Below are 17,167 nucleotides of genomic sequence, written 5' to 3'. Positions count from 1 at the left end.
AATAAAATCAAAATTATGAAAACAGTTAATATTTTTTTGACCGTGTCAACAACACAAACCGACGCAAACGATGCTGTTAACTCTATAACTCAATTTGCAGAAACAAAAGGAAAAAAGATTGCTTATCGTTCCATTGGCAATGGAGACACAATTATTTTAGTAAATCGCTTTCGTGGCACATTGGACACTTGGGATCCATTATTTCTAGATAGCCTCGCAGAAAATTTTAATGTGGTGACATTTGATTACACCGGTATTGGTTCGTCATCCGGGACTTTGCCAACCGATATTGTGGATGTTGCGACAGATGTTAAAGATTTGGCAGAATTCCTTGAACTAAAAAGTATTTCCGTTTTAGGATGGTCTTATGGCGGTTTGGTCGCCCAAGTTGCCACACTGCTATATCCTGAATTGATTACGCATTCCATTTTAGTAGGGACAAATCCTCCTGGGAATAATGAAATTCCGTTGGAACAAGCTTTCTTGGATCATGCCCTGAAACCAATTAATGATTTTGATGATGAGATTGTTTTGTTTTTTGAACCCGATTCGGAGGCTAGTGTAAAAGCAGCCAAATTATCTCACGATAGGATTCATAAAAGAATTGATGTTTCTAAAATCCCAAGCACCATGGATGTTTTCCAGTTTTATTTTGCCGGAGGAGCAGATTTGAGAGAAGATAAATTAAAATTTAGGGATCAATTAAAAACAACAAAAACACCGATTTTGGCCATTTGTGGTGATCATGATATTTCATTTGCTGTCGAAAATTGGTTTGCATTGCTTCGGGAGCTGCCTACAACGCAAATAATTGTGTTTCCTCATACTGGCCACGCTCCGCAACATCAGTTTCCTGAACTAACGGCAAAATATATTACTAATTTCATTGAGCTGACGACCAAATAAAACAAGGCCAGAAGTTAGCATCAGCTTTATGATAATTGCAAATGAATTGTATAATCATATTCTCTTTATAAATGGAAAATCAAGGAGCAACAGTTGTAATCACTCACAATGTTTTGGAAGGGAAACAGCAGGAATATGAAAATTGGCTAAATGAAATTAGTCCGATCAGTAAAAAAGCAATTGGATTTTTAGATTGGCAAATCATTCGTCCCATTCCTAATCTGACTTATACTTTTACGGTTATTCTTCGATTTGACACTATTGAAAATCTTAAAAATTGGATAGAATCAAAAGAACGAAAAATATTGATTGAGAAGGCTTTGCCGTTTTTTGCCAAGGATGACAAATATTATATAAAAAGTGGTTTGGATTTTCTTTTCCTATCAGAAAATGAGAATGTAAAAGTACCCGTTCGCTGGAAACAATTTTTCGTGACTTGGTCGGCAATATACCCGTTGTCAACATTTATTCCAATGCTGTTATTGCCTTTATTGCGAAATTTTGGTTTTCCCCAAAATCGCTATATCGATTCATTTTTTGTTTCAGGAATAATAGTTTTCATTATGATATATCTGTTAATGCCTCCTTATACTAGGCTAATAAAAAAATGGCTCTACAAATAACAATTTGAACTGATAAAAACAGCTCAAAATCAAGAGATGTGCACTTTATAAACTACTATCAACCTTTAAAATATTTAATATCATGACAAAATCAAAATCCATCATTCTCATACACGGAAACTTTGTAAACAACCTAAGTTGGGCAAAGTGGAAAACCCGTTATGAAGAAAAGGGCTATAAGGTTTACACGCCGGCGAACCCTGGACACGAGGGAAATCCCATTGATTTAAGATACCGAGTTCATCCAGATCTTGTTGAAACCGGTTTTATTGATGTGGTTGAAAACATTGTAGAACTCATTAAAACGTTACCCGAAAAGCCATTGATTATTGGACATTCAATGGCGGGAATGGCAGCAATGAAATTATTGGAATTGGGTAAGGTAGCAGCAGTGGTAAGTATTGACGGAGCTCCACCAAAGAATGTATTTCCTCCATTTGCAACATTAAAAGCTGTGTTGCCGGCTTTTGGATTTTTCTCTTCAAGCAAATATTTTATGGGAAGTCGCGATTGGTATGACAAATGTTTTTTCAATACAACGCCATTATCCGAAAGAGGGAAAGCTTTTGAAAGTTTTGCAGTGCCCGAAAGCTATAAAGTGAGCCGTGAATTGGTGTTAAACTCTTTTTCTAATATCGATTTTGGGAAACCACATGAGCCGATTTTATTTATTGGCGGCGGTAGCGATAATATCTTTCCGCCATCTCTTACAACAACTTTAGCAAACAAATACAAAGACAAAAAAAGCAAGGTTGATTTGAAGATTTTTCAAGGAAAAAGCCACTTTATATGCGGTGAAGCTGGATGGGAAACAGTGGCTGACTATATTTTGGATTGGTACGAAAAACTATAAAGCATTTACAATAATTTAAAAGAATAAGAATGGTACCAAACATTGGAATAACAGAGAGTAACCGACAAGCTGTCGTAACCGAATTGTCAAAAATATTGGCTGATGAATTTGTGCTTTACACAAAAACAAGAAGTGCACATTGGAATGTAGAAGGAATAGACTTTTATGACAAGCATAAATTCTTTGAAATACAGTTTGAAGAGTTAGACGATATTATAGACAGTATCGCTGAACGTATTCGCTCTTTGGGACATTATGCGTCGGCAACATTGAAAACATTTTTAAGCTTAACACATTTATCGGAAGAAACCCGGTCTAAAAACGATAGCCACGGTTTTATCACAGAACTGCTATCTGACCACGAAAGCATTATTATTCATTTAAGGGAAAATATAAACTTTTTTGCCGACGATTTAGGCGATTTGGGCACAAGTGATTTTATCACAGGTTTGATGCAGGATCACGAGAAAATGGCTTGGTTTTTACGATCCCATATAAGATAAATTCAATTTTAAACTATTAATAACCATTAAACTAAACTAAAATGAGCACAATTACAGTAAAAGACGGAACAGAAATTTATTATAAAGATTGGGGAACGGGACAGCCTATTTTCTTTCATCACGGTTGGCCATTGTCCGCAGACGATTGGGATGCACAAATGATGTTTTTCTTAGATCAGGGTTACAGAGTAATTGCCTACGACAGACGCGGACACGGAAGATCTACCCAAACTTATACAGGAAATGAAATGGATACTTATGCGGCAGATGTTGCAGAACTTACAGCTTTTTTGGATTTAAAAGATGCTATACACATAGGACATTCAACCGGGGGTGGTGAAGCCATTCGCTATGTTGCAAAATATGGAAAGAATCGGGTAGCAAAAGCGGTGCTTATAAGTGCGGTAACTCCTTATATGATTGTAGACGAAAACAATCCAAACGGTGTTCCTTTGGCTGTGTTTGACGATATTCGTTTTAATACTGCCAATAACAGATCACAATTTTACCATGACATTACTTTTCCATTTTACGGGTATAATAGAGAAGGAGCTAATATAAAAAAAGGGATTCAGGACAATTGGTGGCGTCAGGGAATGATGGGTGGTATTAAAGCACATTATGATTGCATAAAGGCTTTTTCGCAAACCAATTTTACCGAAGACCTAAAAAGTGTTGAAATACCTGTACTAGTGCTGCATGGCGAGGACGATCAAATTGTTCCATATTCCACTACCGCTTTAAAGGCTGCTGAGCTTTTGAAAAATGGAAAGTTAATTACTTATCCAGGTTTATGCCACGGTATGCCAACGACAGATGCAGAAAGAATTAATTTAGATATTCTGGATTTTATTAAATCATGATTATTGAATAGTTACTTAGATTCTAAGACACTAAGTCTCTAAGATTTTAGCTGAAAATTTTAAATAATTGAAGAATTAATACAATATCATTTATAAAATGAACTCAGAATCTTAGCTACTTAGTGGCTTAGCATCTAATTTAAAATCTAAAAACAAACAAAAATGGATGCAAGCACCTATTCAAAAACGGCGTTGATATTGGTTGACCCGTTTAACGATTTCCTCTCAGAAGGGGGGAAATTATATTCTCTTACGAAAGAAACGGTTGAAGGCATTTCTTTGGTGCAAAACCTTAAAAAGTTGATTGCGGGAGCCAGAGAACGAAAAATACAAATTATCTATGCTCCTCACCATCACACAGCCGAAGGTGATTATTTAAACTGGCGATTTCTGTCACCTTCTCATCAAGGGAGCAAGAGTGTAGTTTTATTTGAAAGAGGCAGTTGGGGTGCACAGTTTCATCCAGAACTTCAACCGGAGCTGGGAGATCTTATTGCCCAAAATCATTGGACTGGAAGCGGATTTGCTAATACTGATCTAGACTTTCTTCTTCGAATGCATAGCATTGACCATATTGTTCTTGCTGGAATGAGAGCAAATACTTGTATCGATTCAACTGCTAGGTATGGCGTGGAATTGGGTTATCACGTGACTTTGATTAAAGATGGTATTGCAGCATTCAATTGGGAAGAAATAAGAGTTACGACCGAAATTACTTTTCCAAATTATGGACACGCAATGCTCTCAACAGAGGAATTTATAAGTACTCCAAAATCGTAGCATCATGGAAGTGATTTCAGAAAGTAGTGCGTCGGCAATCATTAATGCAGCGTTAGAAACGATTGATCTCAAGGAGTGGCTATTCACTTTAAAAAGCCATGAATATCAGGCTTGTTCACAGGCACATATTGCTGCGGGAAGTTCTATTTCTGCTAATGGTAAACGTATGTCTATAAATGTTGAACAGGTTGCTGATAATCTTTTGGTACAAAATTACATTGAAGAAGTTGGAGAGAAAAATCATTGTAGGGTAAACTCAATATCCGATTCCTTTTCTCCATCGGGAAAGACCAAACTCGGGATAATCTGGGAACTCAAAGTAGAAAAGCGTACCGATAGTAGTTGTGAATTCATAAACCAAGTGAAGGTCTTAATGACAGATGAATTTTCATCCTTACTAAAAGCCGCCGGCATTACCGATTTGAATCCTGTTAAAGCCATTATGGAGCAAAATTTATCAGCACATAATCAAGAAGAAACGCCACTATTTGCCAAGGATATTGAAAGTAAAGCGCTGTCGGGAATTTGGGTTTAAGTTTTAAGAGATATTAAACTGATGATACTTCATAATTATTAATTCTAAAGCCATAACATTATGAAAATAACTTATTATGGACATTCGTGTTTTTCAGTATTAGCCAAAGGAAAACAAATACTGTTTGACCCTTACATTACTGAAAACACATTAGCAAAGAATGTGAATGTTGACGAAATTAAAGCTGATTATATTTTTATTTCTCATGCACATTTTGATCATATTAATGATGCTGTTAGGATTGCTAAAAACACTGGAGCCAAAGTACTGGGGAATTTTGAGATATACAATTGGCTCCTAAAAAACGGAATTGAAAACGCACATCCTATAAATCCCGGTGGAAAATATGAATTTGATTTTGGAACTGTTAAGTGTGTGGTGGCACAGCATTCAAGCAGTTTCTTTGATGGTAGTTATGGTGGCATTGCCTCAGGTTTTGTATTGACTACTAAAGATGGAAATTTTTATTATAGCGGAGATACGGCTCTAACTTTGGATATGAAATTAATCCTCAAATGGACTCAACCCGATTTTGCTGTTTTCCCTATAGGGGATGGACTTACGATGGGTGTTGAAGAAGCAATTGAAGCAGCCAAAATGGTAGGTGTAAATAAAGTTTTAGGTGTTCATTATGATACATTTGGTTTTATTGTATTAGATCATCAAAAAGCGGAGGAAGCTTTCGAAAAAGCTGGCATTAATCTTTATTTGCCTAAAATAGGAAGCACAATTGAGCTGTGAATTTTAATTCACAGTTATAAATTATAGAGATTTAGTAATTACATCTAGAACATTTGTCGCACAGAAGGCGATATATTATGAAAAGATTGTCACTATTGATTTAAGGTATATAAATAAAAAATCATGAAAAATTATTTCTCAAAAACAATCCAAATCCTGGTTCTTTCTTTGCTTGCAACTTTTTCTTTAATGGGACAATCAACCTCGATTTTCAGGAGAATGGATTCCTATCAGACGCTAGATAAAATGTGGGAATTGGAAACAGATAGCACTAGTCAGACCTTCTTATTAACGGCATATAAGCCTATTTACATTATGCCGTTCCGGTTTTCAAGCCATAGACGTGAAGTACCTTTTGAACAAGCACCTGCTGAAGACTTTAATCCCGATGAAGAAATCCAATTGGATAATATAGAAGCTACAATGCAGTTCAGTTTCAAAACCAAATTGGCTCAAAGAATTTTTAGAAGAGGGACATTGTGGCTGGGGTATACCCAAAAATCATTTTGGCAGATTTATAATGCAGAATATTCAAGACCTTTTCGAGAAACCAATTATGAACCAGAAATTATTTTTAACTATCCAGTAAAATTTGATTTTTTGAAGATGAAAATGCTTGGGTTTGCATTTAACCACCAGTCAAATGGGAGGGAAGGACACAAATTTACCAGAAGTTGGAATCGATTTATCCTGCATGCTGGTTTTGAAAACAATGATTGGAGTTTAATCGTTAGGACATGGTATGCAATTGATACTAGCGAAAACCCGGATATCGAAGATTACATGGGTAGAGCAAGTATTCTCTTTAATTATAGGATAAAGAAACATTTATTGACATTGAAGGCACAGCATTCTTTGCGATTTGGCGACGATAATCATGGTAGCATCGAGTTAGATTGGACTTTCCCGATATATAAAAACCTAAAAGGGTATGGTCAATTTTTTCACGGATATGGAGATGCTATGATTGACTATAATCAAATTCATACCATAGGCGGAATTGGGATTGTGTTTTCGGGAACTTTATAAAAGCAATTTTTGAAATAAATTTCAACAAGCAGTTAATTAAAAAACAACTAAAAAAATAAAATCATGGAAAAAACAGCAGCAGGTTACACTTATGGAACAAGCCAAATCGCTACATCACCATTTAGCTTAGAAAACCTAAAACTTTTGCAACAGTCAATGCTATTTAACGATGACGATATAAAATATTTGCAAATGAGTTATGATATCCTAAAGGATCAAACAAATGCAATTTTGGATGTATGGTACGGATTTGTAGGTTCAACTCCACAACTAGTTTATTTTTTTGGAAATAAATCTACAGGAGAACCCGAAGGAGATTATTTGGCAAAAGTACGGGCGCGCTTTGAATTGTGGATTTTGCAAACAGCTGAAGCCAATTACAATCAAGATTGGTTAAATTATCAGTATGAAATAGGATTACGACACTATACAATCAAAAAGAATAAAACTGATAATGCTACTGCTGTACCTATTGTAAATTACAGATATATTCCTGCATTGACCATCCCTGTCACAGCAACTTTAAAACCATTTTTAGCTAGTAAAGGCGCAAATGTTGATGATGTGGAAAAAATGTACAATGCTTGGTTAAAAACAGTACTTCTGCAAACAATACTTTGGGGGCAACCTTATATGAAAGAAGGGGAATTTTAAAAAAAACTTTTAAGTAAAAGACAAAAATATTTTTTTTTCAACCTTGTCGATAAGATTACGATGATAGAAATGCTTAAATGATATCAAAAAATACCTTGCAGGAAAATTTATATTTTACAGATAAGTTTTGTATTAATCGAAATCAGATTTTCACATAAAAATTGGTTGTTTTTGTGATTAAAAAAAAGCGCCGTTCGTATTTGTTAAGATACTTACTGCGCTTTTTCAATCAAAAATAACCCCTAACCCCTCCTAAAAAAATTATTGTTTAACGAATTGTAATTCAAAATTTAATTTGATTTCTTCACCAACTAAAACTCCTCCAGTTTCTAGAGCAGAGTTCCAGTTTAATCCCCAATCTTTTCGATTGATTTTTCCAGTGATGGAAAGTCCCGCTTTGGTATTTCCCCAAGGATCTTTTGCCAAACCACCAAATTCAGTGCTCAATTGAACAGGTTTTGTAATTCCGTGAAGTGTTAAATCTCCAGTTAATTCATATTCTCCTTCATTGATTTTTGAAAAACCGGTTGATGCGAAAGTGATTTCAGGAAAAGTAGCTGCGTCAAAGAAATCAGGGCTCAATAAATGGGCATCGCGATCTTTGTTTCCAGTAGTAATCGAATCTGTTACTCCTTTAAAACTGAATTTAGCATTGTCAAAACTGTCTGAATCTGTTTCTACTGCTGCATCAAATTGTGTAAAATTTCCGGATACATTAGTAAACATCATGTGTTTTACTTTGAATCCAATTTCTGAATGTGATGGGTCTAAAGCCCAAGTTGTTTTTGTTGACATTTTATTTGTTTTTTTATTGTTATTATTTGTTTTTATTATTCGTGATATTACATTGACATCGGTACTTCCATCAGTAATATTTCGGTATTATCCTCAGTGGAAGTAATGGTTATTTCTTTGGTATCCCAAACCCCTAAACCATCACGGGGATTTAATTTTTGTCCTGCTATTGTAACCGACCCTTTTATGATGAAGATATAAACTCCGTTGTTCGGTTTTTTTACAGTGTATTCAGTGCTTATATTTTGATCAAATGTTCCTAAATGAAACCAAGCATCCTGATGAATCCAAACACCTTCATCGTTTGGACTTGGAGAAAGAATTTGTTGAAATTTGTTTTTTCTTTCTTCTGTGTTTAATGTGATTTGGTCGTATCGTGGTGTTACATTTTTTTTATTCGGGTACACCCAGATCTGTAAAAATTTCACCAACTGATCATCATTTTTATTGAATTCACTATGGAAAATTCCAGTTCCGGCACTCATCGTTTGGATATCACCTTTTTTGATCACAGTGGTATTTCCCATACTGTCTTTGTGTTCCAAATCGCCTTCTAATGGAATACTGATAATTTCCATATTGTCATGAGGATGTGTTCCAAAACCCTTGCTAGCATCCACGCGATCATCATTTAAAACTCTTAAGACGCCAAAATGCATTCGCTCTGGATTATAATAATTAGCAAAACTAAACGTCTGATGACTTTCTAACCAACCATGATTTGCCAATCCTCTTGTCTCAGCTTTATGCAAAATGGTGTTTTCCATTAGCAGTGACTCAGAATTTGGTAAATGATTGAATCCTAATATTTCAAGAGGCTGAATTTCATCAATATCATTTTGCATAATATTTCCAAATGCTGCAGTTGCTGCAAACATTCCTGTTCCAAATATTCCTTTCTTAATAAAGTCTTTTCTATCCATGGCTGTTAGTATTTAGTTTTATGGTACAAATTTCGGTCGGTTTCAATTCCTATGCATTGAACTAGGACAAGAAATGATTGTTTTGATTTTTCTAAATAAAAAAATGCTTTACAATAATTCCGATACAAAATTAGATCGGAAAGTATTGTAAAGCATTGAACTAGGACAAGAAATGAAACTTACTGCTTGGCGAGTTTCGTTCGGACTTTGCTTAAAAATTCTGCTGAAATGCCAAGGTAGGAAGCGATGTAATGCTGTGCTACGCGTTGAGGTATTGTTGGGTAAAGTTTTATAAATTCTAGATATTTTTCCTGTGCCGATTTGGCAATGGTATCAATCAGCCTATTCTGCATTGCCGAAAGGTTTCGTTGTATCAATAACCTGAAAATGCGTTCAAATTTTGGAACAGTACTCAAAAGCATCTCTTTGGTTTCAGGAGTCAAGATCAATAGTTGGCAATCTTCGAGTGTTTCTATGAATAATTTGCTTGGTTTTTTTTCATGAAAACTTGCGATATCGCTTATCCACCAATCTTCTACTGCAAATTGCACAATTACTTCGAACCCATTTTCATTGATGTAATATTTGCGAATGCAGCCTTTTAGAATATAAGCTTCAAAGTTACAAATATCGCCTTCCTGTAGTAACAAAGTTTTTTTTGGTACTTCTTTATACTGTAATATCGTATTGAAATACTCAATTTCCTCGGATGTAAATTCATTTTTTTTGCAAACATTCGTATTGATTGATTCGAACATATCGGGGGAATTAAAGGATTAAAACTTAAGCTTGTTTTTCAGATAATTTTCTTTTTCTTCGGCGTTCCAAAGCTTCCAAAATTTCACATTTCAGCAATCCGCTTCCACCACCGTAATGTTCTATAATTTCAATTTCGGGTTGCTCCGCCTTAAAAAAGTATTGTATATCTTTTTCAGATTCTGCTTCAATGCCAGAACTTAATAGAACAATATCTAGAAGGTTTTGTTTAAAATAATCTTTAGCAGTTTCTTCGTCACTAAAACCAACTGCATGCCAATCTTCGTCTGCATTCACAAGACGAAGTAGAATCTCAAGAATGGGTTCATTTTTGCCGAGTATTAAAAATTCTAGTTTTTTCATGATTTCTTAGTTTTAATGCAAATTTAAAACACAAATATTTAGCGAATCATAATCTAGGACAAGAAAGGTTTTGTTAAACTATTGTTTTAGAATTGATTATGTTTTTTTTGTTTTTCTTGTGTAAAATAATTTTTTCAAAAGATAATTGTAACAACGTACCATTATTGTTTTCGATGGAAAAAGTTCCTTCTAAATCATCACTTAATCCTTTGATTAAACTCATCCCAAATGAATTTGTTTTCTCTTTAAATTTAGATGGAATTCCAATTCCATTGTCTTGAATACTTAGTAAATGTTTGTTCGTATCAGTGGCAATTAATGTAATGGAAATGATTCCGTCTTGATCATTTGGGAATGCATATTTTATAGAGTTGGTAACGGCTTCGTTTATAATTAATCCCAATGGAACGGCCTGTACAACATCTAATTCCAGTTGTTCTATTTCTATTTCGAAACGGATGCGTTGTTTTAGATTAAAAGAATCTTTTAAATATTCAACCAATTCCTTGACGTAAACAGGCATATTAATAGTTGAAATATTCTCGGACATGTACAGCTTTTGATGAATCAGTGACATAGAATGAATTCGGTGCTGACTGCTTTTTATGGTAGAAAGCGCCATATCATTGTCAACATAAGCAGATTGGGAGTTAAGTAGACTAATTACCGTTTGCAGATTGTTTTTCACCCTATGATGGATTTCTTTCATCAGCCATTCTTTTTCATCAAGTAGATGCTGCAGATTAGTGTTTTTCAGGATGATTTCTTTTTCTTTTATCTCCAGCTTTTTATTGTTTCTTTGTTTCACTCGATACAGATTGTACAGTAATCCAATGATTATAAGCAATGACAACACTGAAGCGATAGATAATTTGATTAAGAGATTGGATTCATCCAGTTTACTTTGTTGTAGTTTTGCTTGTGTTTGTAATGATTTGATGTTTTGCTCTTTTTGTGACGTTTCATATTCAAATCGCAGTCTTTCAATTTCTTTGCGCTTGGAATAGTTTGTTACCGAATCACTACTCTTTTTAAATTTTTGATAATGTGCAATTGCTGATAAATATTTTCCTGAAAGCGAATCAATTTTAAATAAAGTAAGGTCTAAAAGGTCGAAATTATATTTAATTTTATATTTGCTTTTAATAGACAATACTTGATCTAAACAATATTTTGCTTTAGCTGTCTGACCCATTTTGGCATAAAATAAAGACATTTCGGTGTAAATTATATAACTATCAAAAGCTGTTTGCGGACTAAGTATTTGAGGTATGTATTTTTCAATAAGAACATAATTTTTTTCGGCAAGTTTATCATTACCTATTTTATTATAGGATATAGCCGCAGTACGAGCAATAAGTAATTTGTCAAATGTATTGTCGGGAGGATATTGTTCTGTTGTTTTTTTTAAATAATCAATTGCTTCTTTGTCTCTGCCTAAATGGGATAAAGCTCCTATGTAGCTAATGAAATTTTTATACCAGCTTCGGCTGTTTAGATTTTTTTGTCCAATTTCTATGCTTTTTTTAAACAATTGCGCTGCCTCTTGAATATTCCCCATTTGATGGTAAATACTTCCTAACCGCATATAAAAGTTATCGGCGACAACCAAATCCTGTGTAGCTTCCATCGTTTTTACTCCATCAATTGCATAATAAAGCGCTTCTTGCTGGTCTTTTAGAGCAAAGTCAATATACGCAATGGTTGCGGCGTTGTAATGAGTATATGGAAAGCCTATCTTTTTTAGAAAATTATGTGCTTGAATGGATTCTTTTTTGGCAAGAGGCAGATTGCCAGTCCAGAAATGTACTGAAACAAGTTTCATTAATGTTTCTGCTTCCTTTATTTTGTTTCCAGTTTCTTTGTATAAAAGCATTGCCTCGTTCAATATTTTTTCTTTATCAGGATTGTTGTCCAAAAGAAAAGTTCCTTGGTTTTCCAATGCATCGGCCAAAGCTTTTTTGTCATTCAGTTCTCGACATTTTTTTGTAACTGCCGAAAAAAGGGATTGACTTTCTGCCATATTTCCTGCTTGAAAATAGTACTTGCCTAAGAGTATATTGCTCTGCTGTATCCATTTTTGTATTTTCAGTTGATTGCTCAGATTGACTGCTTGTTTTATATAAAGAAATGCATTTTGAAGATCTTCTTTTTTGTTTCCTGGTTTAAAAAGATAATGGCTCCCTAATTGCAATAATAACTTGATGCGGTCGGTCTTTTGTGATTTGGCAAGTATTTTTGATGCAGCCGTTATATTATTGTCATCCACCATTTCACTTCCAGGTAAATAGTTTCCATCGTTATACCCCTCGTCATAGGATAATGAAACAGGTACTTTATTTGCATTACAGGCAATAACCATAGCGCTGTCAAGATCTATATTTCCTTGATTAATGGAGTATATGTAGACGCCTGTTATTTTGACTAACAAACGTTTTTTTTTGATATCATAGCTTTTGAATTGGGGAGCTTGACAAAAACTACCAATGGATATGCTCAAAAACAAATAAAGAAGTAATGATTTTATCATAAAAAAGTCTTTAGTTATTATGTAATTATCTGTATAGTAAATATATACATAAAATTAAGTTTTTATTTTAAATTTTTATCAGTAAAATGGCTTCATTTTTAAATTGCTTAAAAAAATAATATAATTATTACTTATTTCTGGATTTAGTGTATTTAGTTTGATTTTAAATAACTAATTTTATATCAAGTATTTATGTTTATATATTTGATTTTTAAGTGATTAATTGATTCTATTAAACCAATTTCAGATGAGAATAATGTCCAATGACGAAAATCCAACACAAAAAAAGAAAATACTAATAGTGGAGGATCAATTTATCGAAGCGCATGATTTGCAATTGATTCTTGAGAAGGCTGATTATGAAGTGATGGGACTAATGCGTTCGGTTGCCCAAGCATTGGAATTTATTGAAAAACAAACCCCAGATTTAGTTTTTGTTGATATTTTTCTCAAAGGAAAAGAAACGGGGATTGATTTGGCCAAAATACTGAAAGAAAAAAATATTGGATTCATATATCTGTCGGCAAATTCAAGTAAAAGCATATTGGATGAAGCCAAAAAAACTCAGCCTTATGGATTTATTGTTAAGCCATTTCGAGAGCAGGATATATTGATAACTTTAGACATTGCCTGTTATCGCCATAAACATGGTGTTGAAACACAATTGCTGCAAGAGGAAATTTTAGAGAAAAATATTAATGAAATTACCTTTTCTTCCCTAAAATGGGAGCAGGCTTTATTACAATTGGGAAAAGCGATTCAAACCTATATTCCCTTTGATTATATGGGAGCTAGTTTTATTAATGAGTTTTCTAATGCTGTTGGCTTGTTTAGAAGAAATTTTGATGTTTACGAAATAATTAACATTGATAAATTTTCTAAAATAACAAATTTCAAAAAAGAAGAGTTAATCGATCTATATTCCAAATCTTTAAAATTGGAAAGTCCTCGAATATATCAGGATGCGGATTTTGCAAAAGTGAGTCAGGATTTCCCAGTTAAGAGATTGGTGTTGGATACTTTTGGAATCAAATCTTTTATCGTGATTCCTTTGATTATTGATGGCAGGACTTTTAATTTTTCATTCTACAGTAGACATTTTGAAATGTATTTAGAAGAGCATTTAAGTTTGTTAACGAATCTCCAAAACGTATTGACCAAGTTTGTCAGTGAAATGTATATTACGGAAAAAAAACTAAATGGTAAGGAAAAAGTAATTTTGAACATTTCAAGAAATTCCCGCCAAGGCTTTGAATCCATGATAGGAAACAGCAAAAAAATGATAACCGTTTTTGATGCTATAAAGAAAGTGGCTCCTTTTGAAACCTCAGTATTAGTGTTGGGAGAAAGCGGAACCGGAAAAGAAAAAGTGGCGCAAAGCATTCACAATCTTTCCAATAGAAAAGATAAACCACTGATTATTATCAATTGCGGGGCTATCCCAGATAATTTAGCAGAATCCTTGTTTTTTGGCCATGAAAAAGGAGCTTTTACCGGAGCTGCGGACAAACGCATAGGAAAATTTGAAATGGCTGACGGAGGTACTATTTTTCTGGATGAAATAGGGGAAATGCCCATAGATCTTCAAGTGAAATTATTGAGAGTGTTGCAAGAAAAAGAAATTGAAAGGGTAGGAGGTCGTTCACCAATAAAAATTGATGTTCGGATTATTGCCGCAACAAATCGGAATTTGGAGGAAGAAGTAGCAGCGGGACGATTCCGTTTAGATCTATATTACAGGCTTTATGTTTTTCCAATACTCGTGCCTACCTTGAGAGAAAGAGCGGAGGATATTCCTATTTTAGCAGCTCATTTTATTACTTTATTCAGCGAAAAAACGGGGTTGAAAGCACCTTTGCTCCAGGAAAATGTGCTTCAGCAATTACTCTCGTATGAGTGGCCTGGGAATATTCGGGAATTGGAACATGTCATTGAACGCAGTATTTTGATGAGCGATGGAAATACAATTAAAGAAATACAGCTTCCTTTTGCAAAAAAACATGACGAGGAAAAACAACAGGAGTTCTCAATCAAAACCATTCATGACAATGAGCGTGATTATATTATTTATATCCTAAAAAGATGCAAGGGAAAAGTTTCGGGTCTAGGCGGAGCTGCCGAAATTTTAAATATTCCATCTTCAACACTCAATTCTAAAATTAAAAAACTGGGTATAAAACACAGCCATTTTTCGTAAAGAAAATCATCGTGTTAGTTCAGAGTGACAAAAATTGAAGACCTAACGGCCTCTTTCAAGTTTCGGGTACGGTGTCCTTTTCCAAAAGTATCTTCCACTAGCAAAACATTTCCGGCTTCAAAAGTTCTTTTTTCACCCAAAGAGGTTTCAATTTCAATAGCGCCATCCTGCAAAATGATGTATTGCCGAGCTGGAGCGTGATGAAAATCATAGTCATACTGTGGTTTTACTTTCCTGAAAATGATTCCTGAAACCCCTTGTATTTCGGAAAGAAACCCAATTTCGCCACTTTCTTTAAGTGGAATTTTAATATCTTCAAAATGGCTTTCTCCAGCATCATCAGAAAATATTCGTGTTATTGCATAGTATTCCATCTTATCGAATTGTTTGGATTTATTATTTATGATTTTGAGAGTTTTTTTTAACCGCAAAGTTCGCAAGAGTAAGCGCTATACACGCAAAGCTTTGCGAACTTTTCGGTTAACTTTCAAAACTTTTAAAAGTTCTTTTTGAACCAATCAACAGACAGTTTTAAATCTTCTTGAGTTAAATTATGTCCCGTATTTATTTCATAAAAAGTAACATCCAAGTTGTTGTCGTTTAATGTTTTGAGATATTTATTGGTGTCTTCAATATTTACGGTTGGGTCATTTTTTCCTGAAGAAAAAAACAAGGGTGTATGGCTATTACTTTTGCCATCCAAAATGTTTTTGAAAGGTTGCATCGGGCGGTATAATATTGCTCCGGCCAAAAAATCAGGATGAAGAAATATAGTGGCACCAGCAATATTTGCCCCGTTTGAATAGCCCAAAGCAATTATTTTTGTACTGTCAAAACCTTCTTTTTTAGCAATTTCTTTTAGGAAATGAACCATTTCATGGGTTCTAAATTCTAAATCTTTTTCATCAAAAATGCCCATTCCCAGTCTTCTGAAAAATCGTGGCATTCCGTTTTCATTTACGTTTCCGCGAAGGCTCAAAATATTGATGTCATTACCAAAGTTTTTTGCCAATGGTACTAAATCATTTTCATCTCCGCCAGTTCCATGCAAGAGCAAAAGTGTTTTTGCGCTTGTATTTCCTGTGCCTTTAAAAATATAGTGCAAGGGTTGAAAATCCATAATGTAAATTAATTAATTTTTGCTAAATGGTTTTCTATTTCTCCTCTGCGGCTTTCGTATTGAGGAGGCAATTTTAAACCTTTTCCTAAATCTTCCAGAGTTTCATCGATTGTAAATCCAGGATTATCTGTGGCTATTTCAAAAAGAACACCTCCTGGTTCTCTGAAGTAAAGTGAATGAAAATATTGTCGGTCAATTTGAGGTGTAATTCCTATTCCCAATGCCTCAATTTTTTCACGAAAGTGCATTAGAATTTCATCATTTTTTACGCGGAAAGCCACGTGATGTACGGAACCGTTGGCTACATGACCTTTCTTTTCTTCTGGTAATTCTACTAAATCTACTATGGCAGCATTTTCAACAGCTGTAGTAGCATAACGATAACGATTCACATTTTGGTCGATTAATTCGTATCCAAATACATTGGTCAAAATTGCTGCTGTAGCTTTGATATCTGTAAGAGTTAAAGTAATGTTATGAAAGCCTTTTAGAGCGTTTTCTGATTTTATTTCATCAGTTTCCCAAGGTTTTCGATTGTCCTCTGTTTTGGATTCTATCAGTTCCAGTTTCAATCCGTCTGGATCCAAAAAGGAAACATATCTCTCTCCAAATTTTTCTGAAGGTTTGTTGTAAATTACATTGTTTTGATCCAAACGGTTTACCCAGAAATCCAAACTTCCTTTTGGTACAGAATAACCAATTTCTGTAGCCATTCCAGATCCTTTTCTTCCTTGTTGTATTCCTTCACCCCAAGGAAAAAAAGTTAATATGGTTCCGGCGCTTCCAACTTCATCTCCAAAATAAAAATGATAAGTTCCAGGATCGTCAAAATTCACTGTTTTTTTTATAAATCGTAATCCTAAAATTTTTGAATAAAAATTGAAATTGCGTTGGGCATCCCCTGCGATTGCTGTGATATGATGAATGCCTAAAATTTTATTTTCCATGATATAAGTTTTAAATATTTATATAGCAAATTTATGTCGTTTAAAAAGC

The 17,167-nt window shown here is 34.2% G+C and carries 19 protein-coding genes; 11 read left to right on the top strand and 8 right to left on the bottom strand.

The features are described 5' to 3' along the window. Positions 1-15 precede the first annotated feature (15 nt). The 10 genes from J2W95_RS11950 to J2W95_RS11905 all read left to right on the top strand — a co-directional run bounded on the left by J2W95_RS11950 (position 16) and on the right by J2W95_RS11905 (position 7,487). Positions 16-906: an alpha/beta fold hydrolase gene (locus J2W95_RS11950; protein WP_310007265.1), complete on the top strand. Its 891-nt coding sequence runs from the start codon at positions 16-18 to the stop codon at positions 904-906. A gap of 71 nt (positions 907-977) precedes the next feature. After that, on the top strand, positions 978-1,529 hold the full coding sequence (locus tag J2W95_RS11945) for a putative antibiotic biosynthesis monooxygenase (RefSeq protein WP_310007263.1): 552 nt from the start codon (positions 978-980) through the stop codon (positions 1,527-1,529). An 82-nt stretch (positions 1,530-1,611) separates the two neighbouring features. Beyond that, positions 1,612-2,382, top strand: coding sequence for an alpha/beta hydrolase (locus tag J2W95_RS11940; RefSeq protein WP_310007261.1), 771 nt, complete (start codon positions 1,612-1,614; stop codon positions 2,380-2,382). A gap of 29 nt (positions 2,383-2,411) precedes the next feature. Next, positions 2,412-2,885: a Dps family protein gene (locus J2W95_RS11935; RefSeq protein ID WP_310007259.1), complete on the top strand. Its 474-nt coding sequence runs from the start codon at positions 2,412-2,414 to the stop codon at positions 2,883-2,885. A gap of 41 nt (positions 2,886-2,926) precedes the next feature. After that, positions 2,927-3,748 (top strand): alpha/beta fold hydrolase, encoded by an 822-nt coding sequence (locus tag J2W95_RS11930; protein WP_310007257.1) that lies wholly within the window; start codon positions 2,927-2,929, stop codon positions 3,746-3,748. Between the two features lie 162 nt (positions 3,749-3,910). Then, a complete protein-coding gene (locus J2W95_RS11925) occupies positions 3,911-4,528 on the top strand; it encodes a cysteine hydrolase family protein (protein ID WP_310007255.1) in 618 nt (205 codons plus the stop codon). A 4-nt stretch (positions 4,529-4,532) separates the two neighbouring features. Further along, positions 4,533-5,063, top strand: a complete 531-nt coding sequence (locus J2W95_RS11920) for a hypothetical protein (RefSeq protein ID WP_310007253.1) — start codon at positions 4,533-4,535, stop codon at positions 5,061-5,063. A 60-nt stretch (positions 5,064-5,123) separates the two neighbouring features. Further along, positions 5,124-5,804: a metal-dependent hydrolase gene (locus J2W95_RS11915; protein ID WP_310007251.1), complete on the top strand. Its 681-nt coding sequence runs from the start codon at positions 5,124-5,126 to the stop codon at positions 5,802-5,804. Positions 5,805-5,927: 123 nt separating this feature from the next. Then, the gene (locus J2W95_RS11910; protein ID WP_310007249.1) at positions 5,928-6,833 is read left to right on the top strand and encodes a phospholipase A; all 906 of its coding nucleotides are present in this window, start codon (positions 5,928-5,930) and stop codon (positions 6,831-6,833) included. 63 nt (positions 6,834-6,896) lie between these two features. Continuing rightward, positions 6,897-7,487, top strand: a complete 591-nt coding sequence (locus J2W95_RS11905) for a protoglobin domain-containing protein (protein ID WP_310007247.1) — start codon at positions 6,897-6,899, stop codon at positions 7,485-7,487. Between the two features lie 261 nt (positions 7,488-7,748). Here J2W95_RS11905 and J2W95_RS11900 read toward each other — a convergent pair whose 3' ends face one another. The 5 genes from J2W95_RS11900 to J2W95_RS11880 form a co-directional block, all read right to left on the bottom strand. Further along, positions 7,749-8,282, bottom strand: coding sequence for a YceI family protein (locus J2W95_RS11900; RefSeq protein ID WP_310007245.1), 534 nt, complete (start codon positions 8,280-8,282; stop codon positions 7,749-7,751). A 47-nt stretch (positions 8,283-8,329) separates the two neighbouring features. Continuing rightward, a complete protein-coding gene (locus tag J2W95_RS11895) occupies positions 8,330-9,049 on the bottom strand; it encodes a pirin family protein (RefSeq protein WP_310007665.1) in 720 nt (239 codons plus the stop codon). Between the two features lie 335 nt (positions 9,050-9,384). Then, positions 9,385-9,963: a Crp/Fnr family transcriptional regulator gene (locus tag J2W95_RS11890; RefSeq protein ID WP_310007243.1), complete on the bottom strand. Its 579-nt coding sequence runs from the start codon at positions 9,961-9,963 to the stop codon at positions 9,385-9,387. Positions 9,964-9,988: 25 nt separating this feature from the next. Then, the gene (locus J2W95_RS11885; protein WP_310007241.1) at positions 9,989-10,324 is read right to left on the bottom strand and encodes a hypothetical protein; all 336 of its coding nucleotides are present in this window, start codon (positions 10,322-10,324) and stop codon (positions 9,989-9,991) included. 73 nt (positions 10,325-10,397) lie between these two features. Next, a complete protein-coding gene (locus tag J2W95_RS11880) occupies positions 10,398-12,854 on the bottom strand; it encodes a histidine kinase dimerization/phosphoacceptor domain -containing protein (protein ID WP_310007239.1) in 2,457 nt (818 codons plus the stop codon). A gap of 247 nt (positions 12,855-13,101) precedes the next feature. Here J2W95_RS11880 and J2W95_RS11875 point away from each other — a divergent pair, with 247 nt between their 5' ends. Beyond that, positions 13,102-15,051: a sigma 54-interacting transcriptional regulator gene (locus tag J2W95_RS11875; RefSeq protein ID WP_310007237.1), complete on the top strand. Its 1,950-nt coding sequence runs from the start codon at positions 13,102-13,104 to the stop codon at positions 15,049-15,051. A gap of 14 nt (positions 15,052-15,065) precedes the next feature. Here J2W95_RS11875 and J2W95_RS11870 read toward each other — a convergent pair whose 3' ends face one another. The 3 genes from J2W95_RS11870 to J2W95_RS11860 form a co-directional block, all read right to left on the bottom strand. Next, the gene (locus J2W95_RS11870; RefSeq protein WP_310007235.1) at positions 15,066-15,425 is read right to left on the bottom strand and encodes a cupin domain-containing protein; all 360 of its coding nucleotides are present in this window, start codon (positions 15,423-15,425) and stop codon (positions 15,066-15,068) included. 122 nt (positions 15,426-15,547) lie between these two features. After that, a complete protein-coding gene (locus J2W95_RS11865) occupies positions 15,548-16,171 on the bottom strand; it encodes an alpha/beta hydrolase (protein WP_310007233.1) in 624 nt (207 codons plus the stop codon). Positions 16,172-16,179: 8 nt separating this feature from the next. Next, on the bottom strand, positions 16,180-17,118 hold the full coding sequence (locus J2W95_RS11860) for a ring-cleaving dioxygenase (protein WP_310007231.1): 939 nt from the start codon (positions 17,116-17,118) through the stop codon (positions 16,180-16,182). Positions 17,119-17,167 lie beyond the last annotated feature (49 nt).

Origin of the sequence: Flavobacterium granuli (assembly GCF_031456055.1) — a bacterium.
Taxonomy (GTDB): domain Bacteria; phylum Bacteroidota; class Bacteroidia; order Flavobacteriales; family Flavobacteriaceae; genus Flavobacterium; species Flavobacterium granuli_A.
The sequence above is the reverse complement of the archived record's forward strand: the minus strand, read 5'-3'. Positions and strand labels throughout refer to the sequence as shown.

Bases quoted from the DNA above. Each gene is read 5' to 3' on its own strand.
- J2W95_RS11940 (WP_310007261.1), top strand. From the start codon at position 1,612: ATGACAAAATCAAAATCCATCATTCTCATACACGGAAACTTTGTAAAC.
- J2W95_RS11915 (WP_310007251.1), top strand. From the start codon at position 5,124: ATGAAAATAACTTATTATGGACATTCGTGTTTTTCAGTATTAGCCAAA.
- J2W95_RS11865 (WP_310007233.1), bottom strand. From the start codon at position 16,171: ATGGATTTTCAACCCTTGCACTATATTTTTAAAGGCACAGGAAATACA.
- J2W95_RS11945 (WP_310007263.1), top strand. From the start codon at position 978: ATGGAAAATCAAGGAGCAACAGTTGTAATCACTCACAATGTTTTGGAA.
- J2W95_RS11910 (WP_310007249.1), top strand. From the start codon at position 5,928: ATGAAAAATTATTTCTCAAAAACAATCCAAATCCTGGTTCTTTCTTTG.
- J2W95_RS11935 (WP_310007259.1), top strand. From the start codon at position 2,412: ATGGTACCAAACATTGGAATAACAGAGAGTAACCGACAAGCTGTCGTA.
- J2W95_RS11870 (WP_310007235.1), bottom strand. From the start codon at position 15,425: ATGGAATACTATGCAATAACACGAATATTTTCTGATGATGCTGGAGAA.
- J2W95_RS11905 (WP_310007247.1), top strand. From the start codon at position 6,897: ATGGAAAAAACAGCAGCAGGTTACACTTATGGAACAAGCCAAATCGCT.
- J2W95_RS11875 (WP_310007237.1), top strand. From the start codon at position 13,102: ATGAGAATAATGTCCAATGACGAAAATCCAACACAAAAAAAGAAAATA.
- J2W95_RS11885 (WP_310007241.1), bottom strand. From the start codon at position 10,324: ATGAAAAAACTAGAATTTTTAATACTCGGCAAAAATGAACCCATTCTT.
- J2W95_RS11930 (WP_310007257.1), top strand. From the start codon at position 2,927: ATGAGCACAATTACAGTAAAAGACGGAACAGAAATTTATTATAAAGAT.
- J2W95_RS11950 (WP_310007265.1), top strand. From the start codon at position 16: ATGAAAACAGTTAATATTTTTTTGACCGTGTCAACAACACAAACCGAC.
- J2W95_RS11895 (WP_310007665.1), bottom strand. From the start codon at position 9,049: ATGGAAAACACCATTTTGCATAAAGCTGAGACAAGAGGATTGGCAAAT.
- J2W95_RS11880 (WP_310007239.1), bottom strand. From the start codon at position 12,854: ATGATAAAATCATTACTTCTTTATTTGTTTTTGAGCATATCCATTGGT.
- J2W95_RS11860 (WP_310007231.1), bottom strand. From the start codon at position 17,118: ATGGAAAATAAAATTTTAGGCATTCATCATATCACAGCAATCGCAGGG.
- J2W95_RS11890 (WP_310007243.1), bottom strand. From the start codon at position 9,963: ATGTTCGAATCAATCAATACGAATGTTTGCAAAAAAAATGAATTTACA.
- J2W95_RS11900 (WP_310007245.1), bottom strand. From the start codon at position 8,282: ATGTCAACAAAAACAACTTGGGCTTTAGACCCATCACATTCAGAAATT.
- J2W95_RS11925 (WP_310007255.1), top strand. From the start codon at position 3,911: ATGGATGCAAGCACCTATTCAAAAACGGCGTTGATATTGGTTGACCCG.
- J2W95_RS11920 (WP_310007253.1), top strand. From the start codon at position 4,533: ATGGAAGTGATTTCAGAAAGTAGTGCGTCGGCAATCATTAATGCAGCG.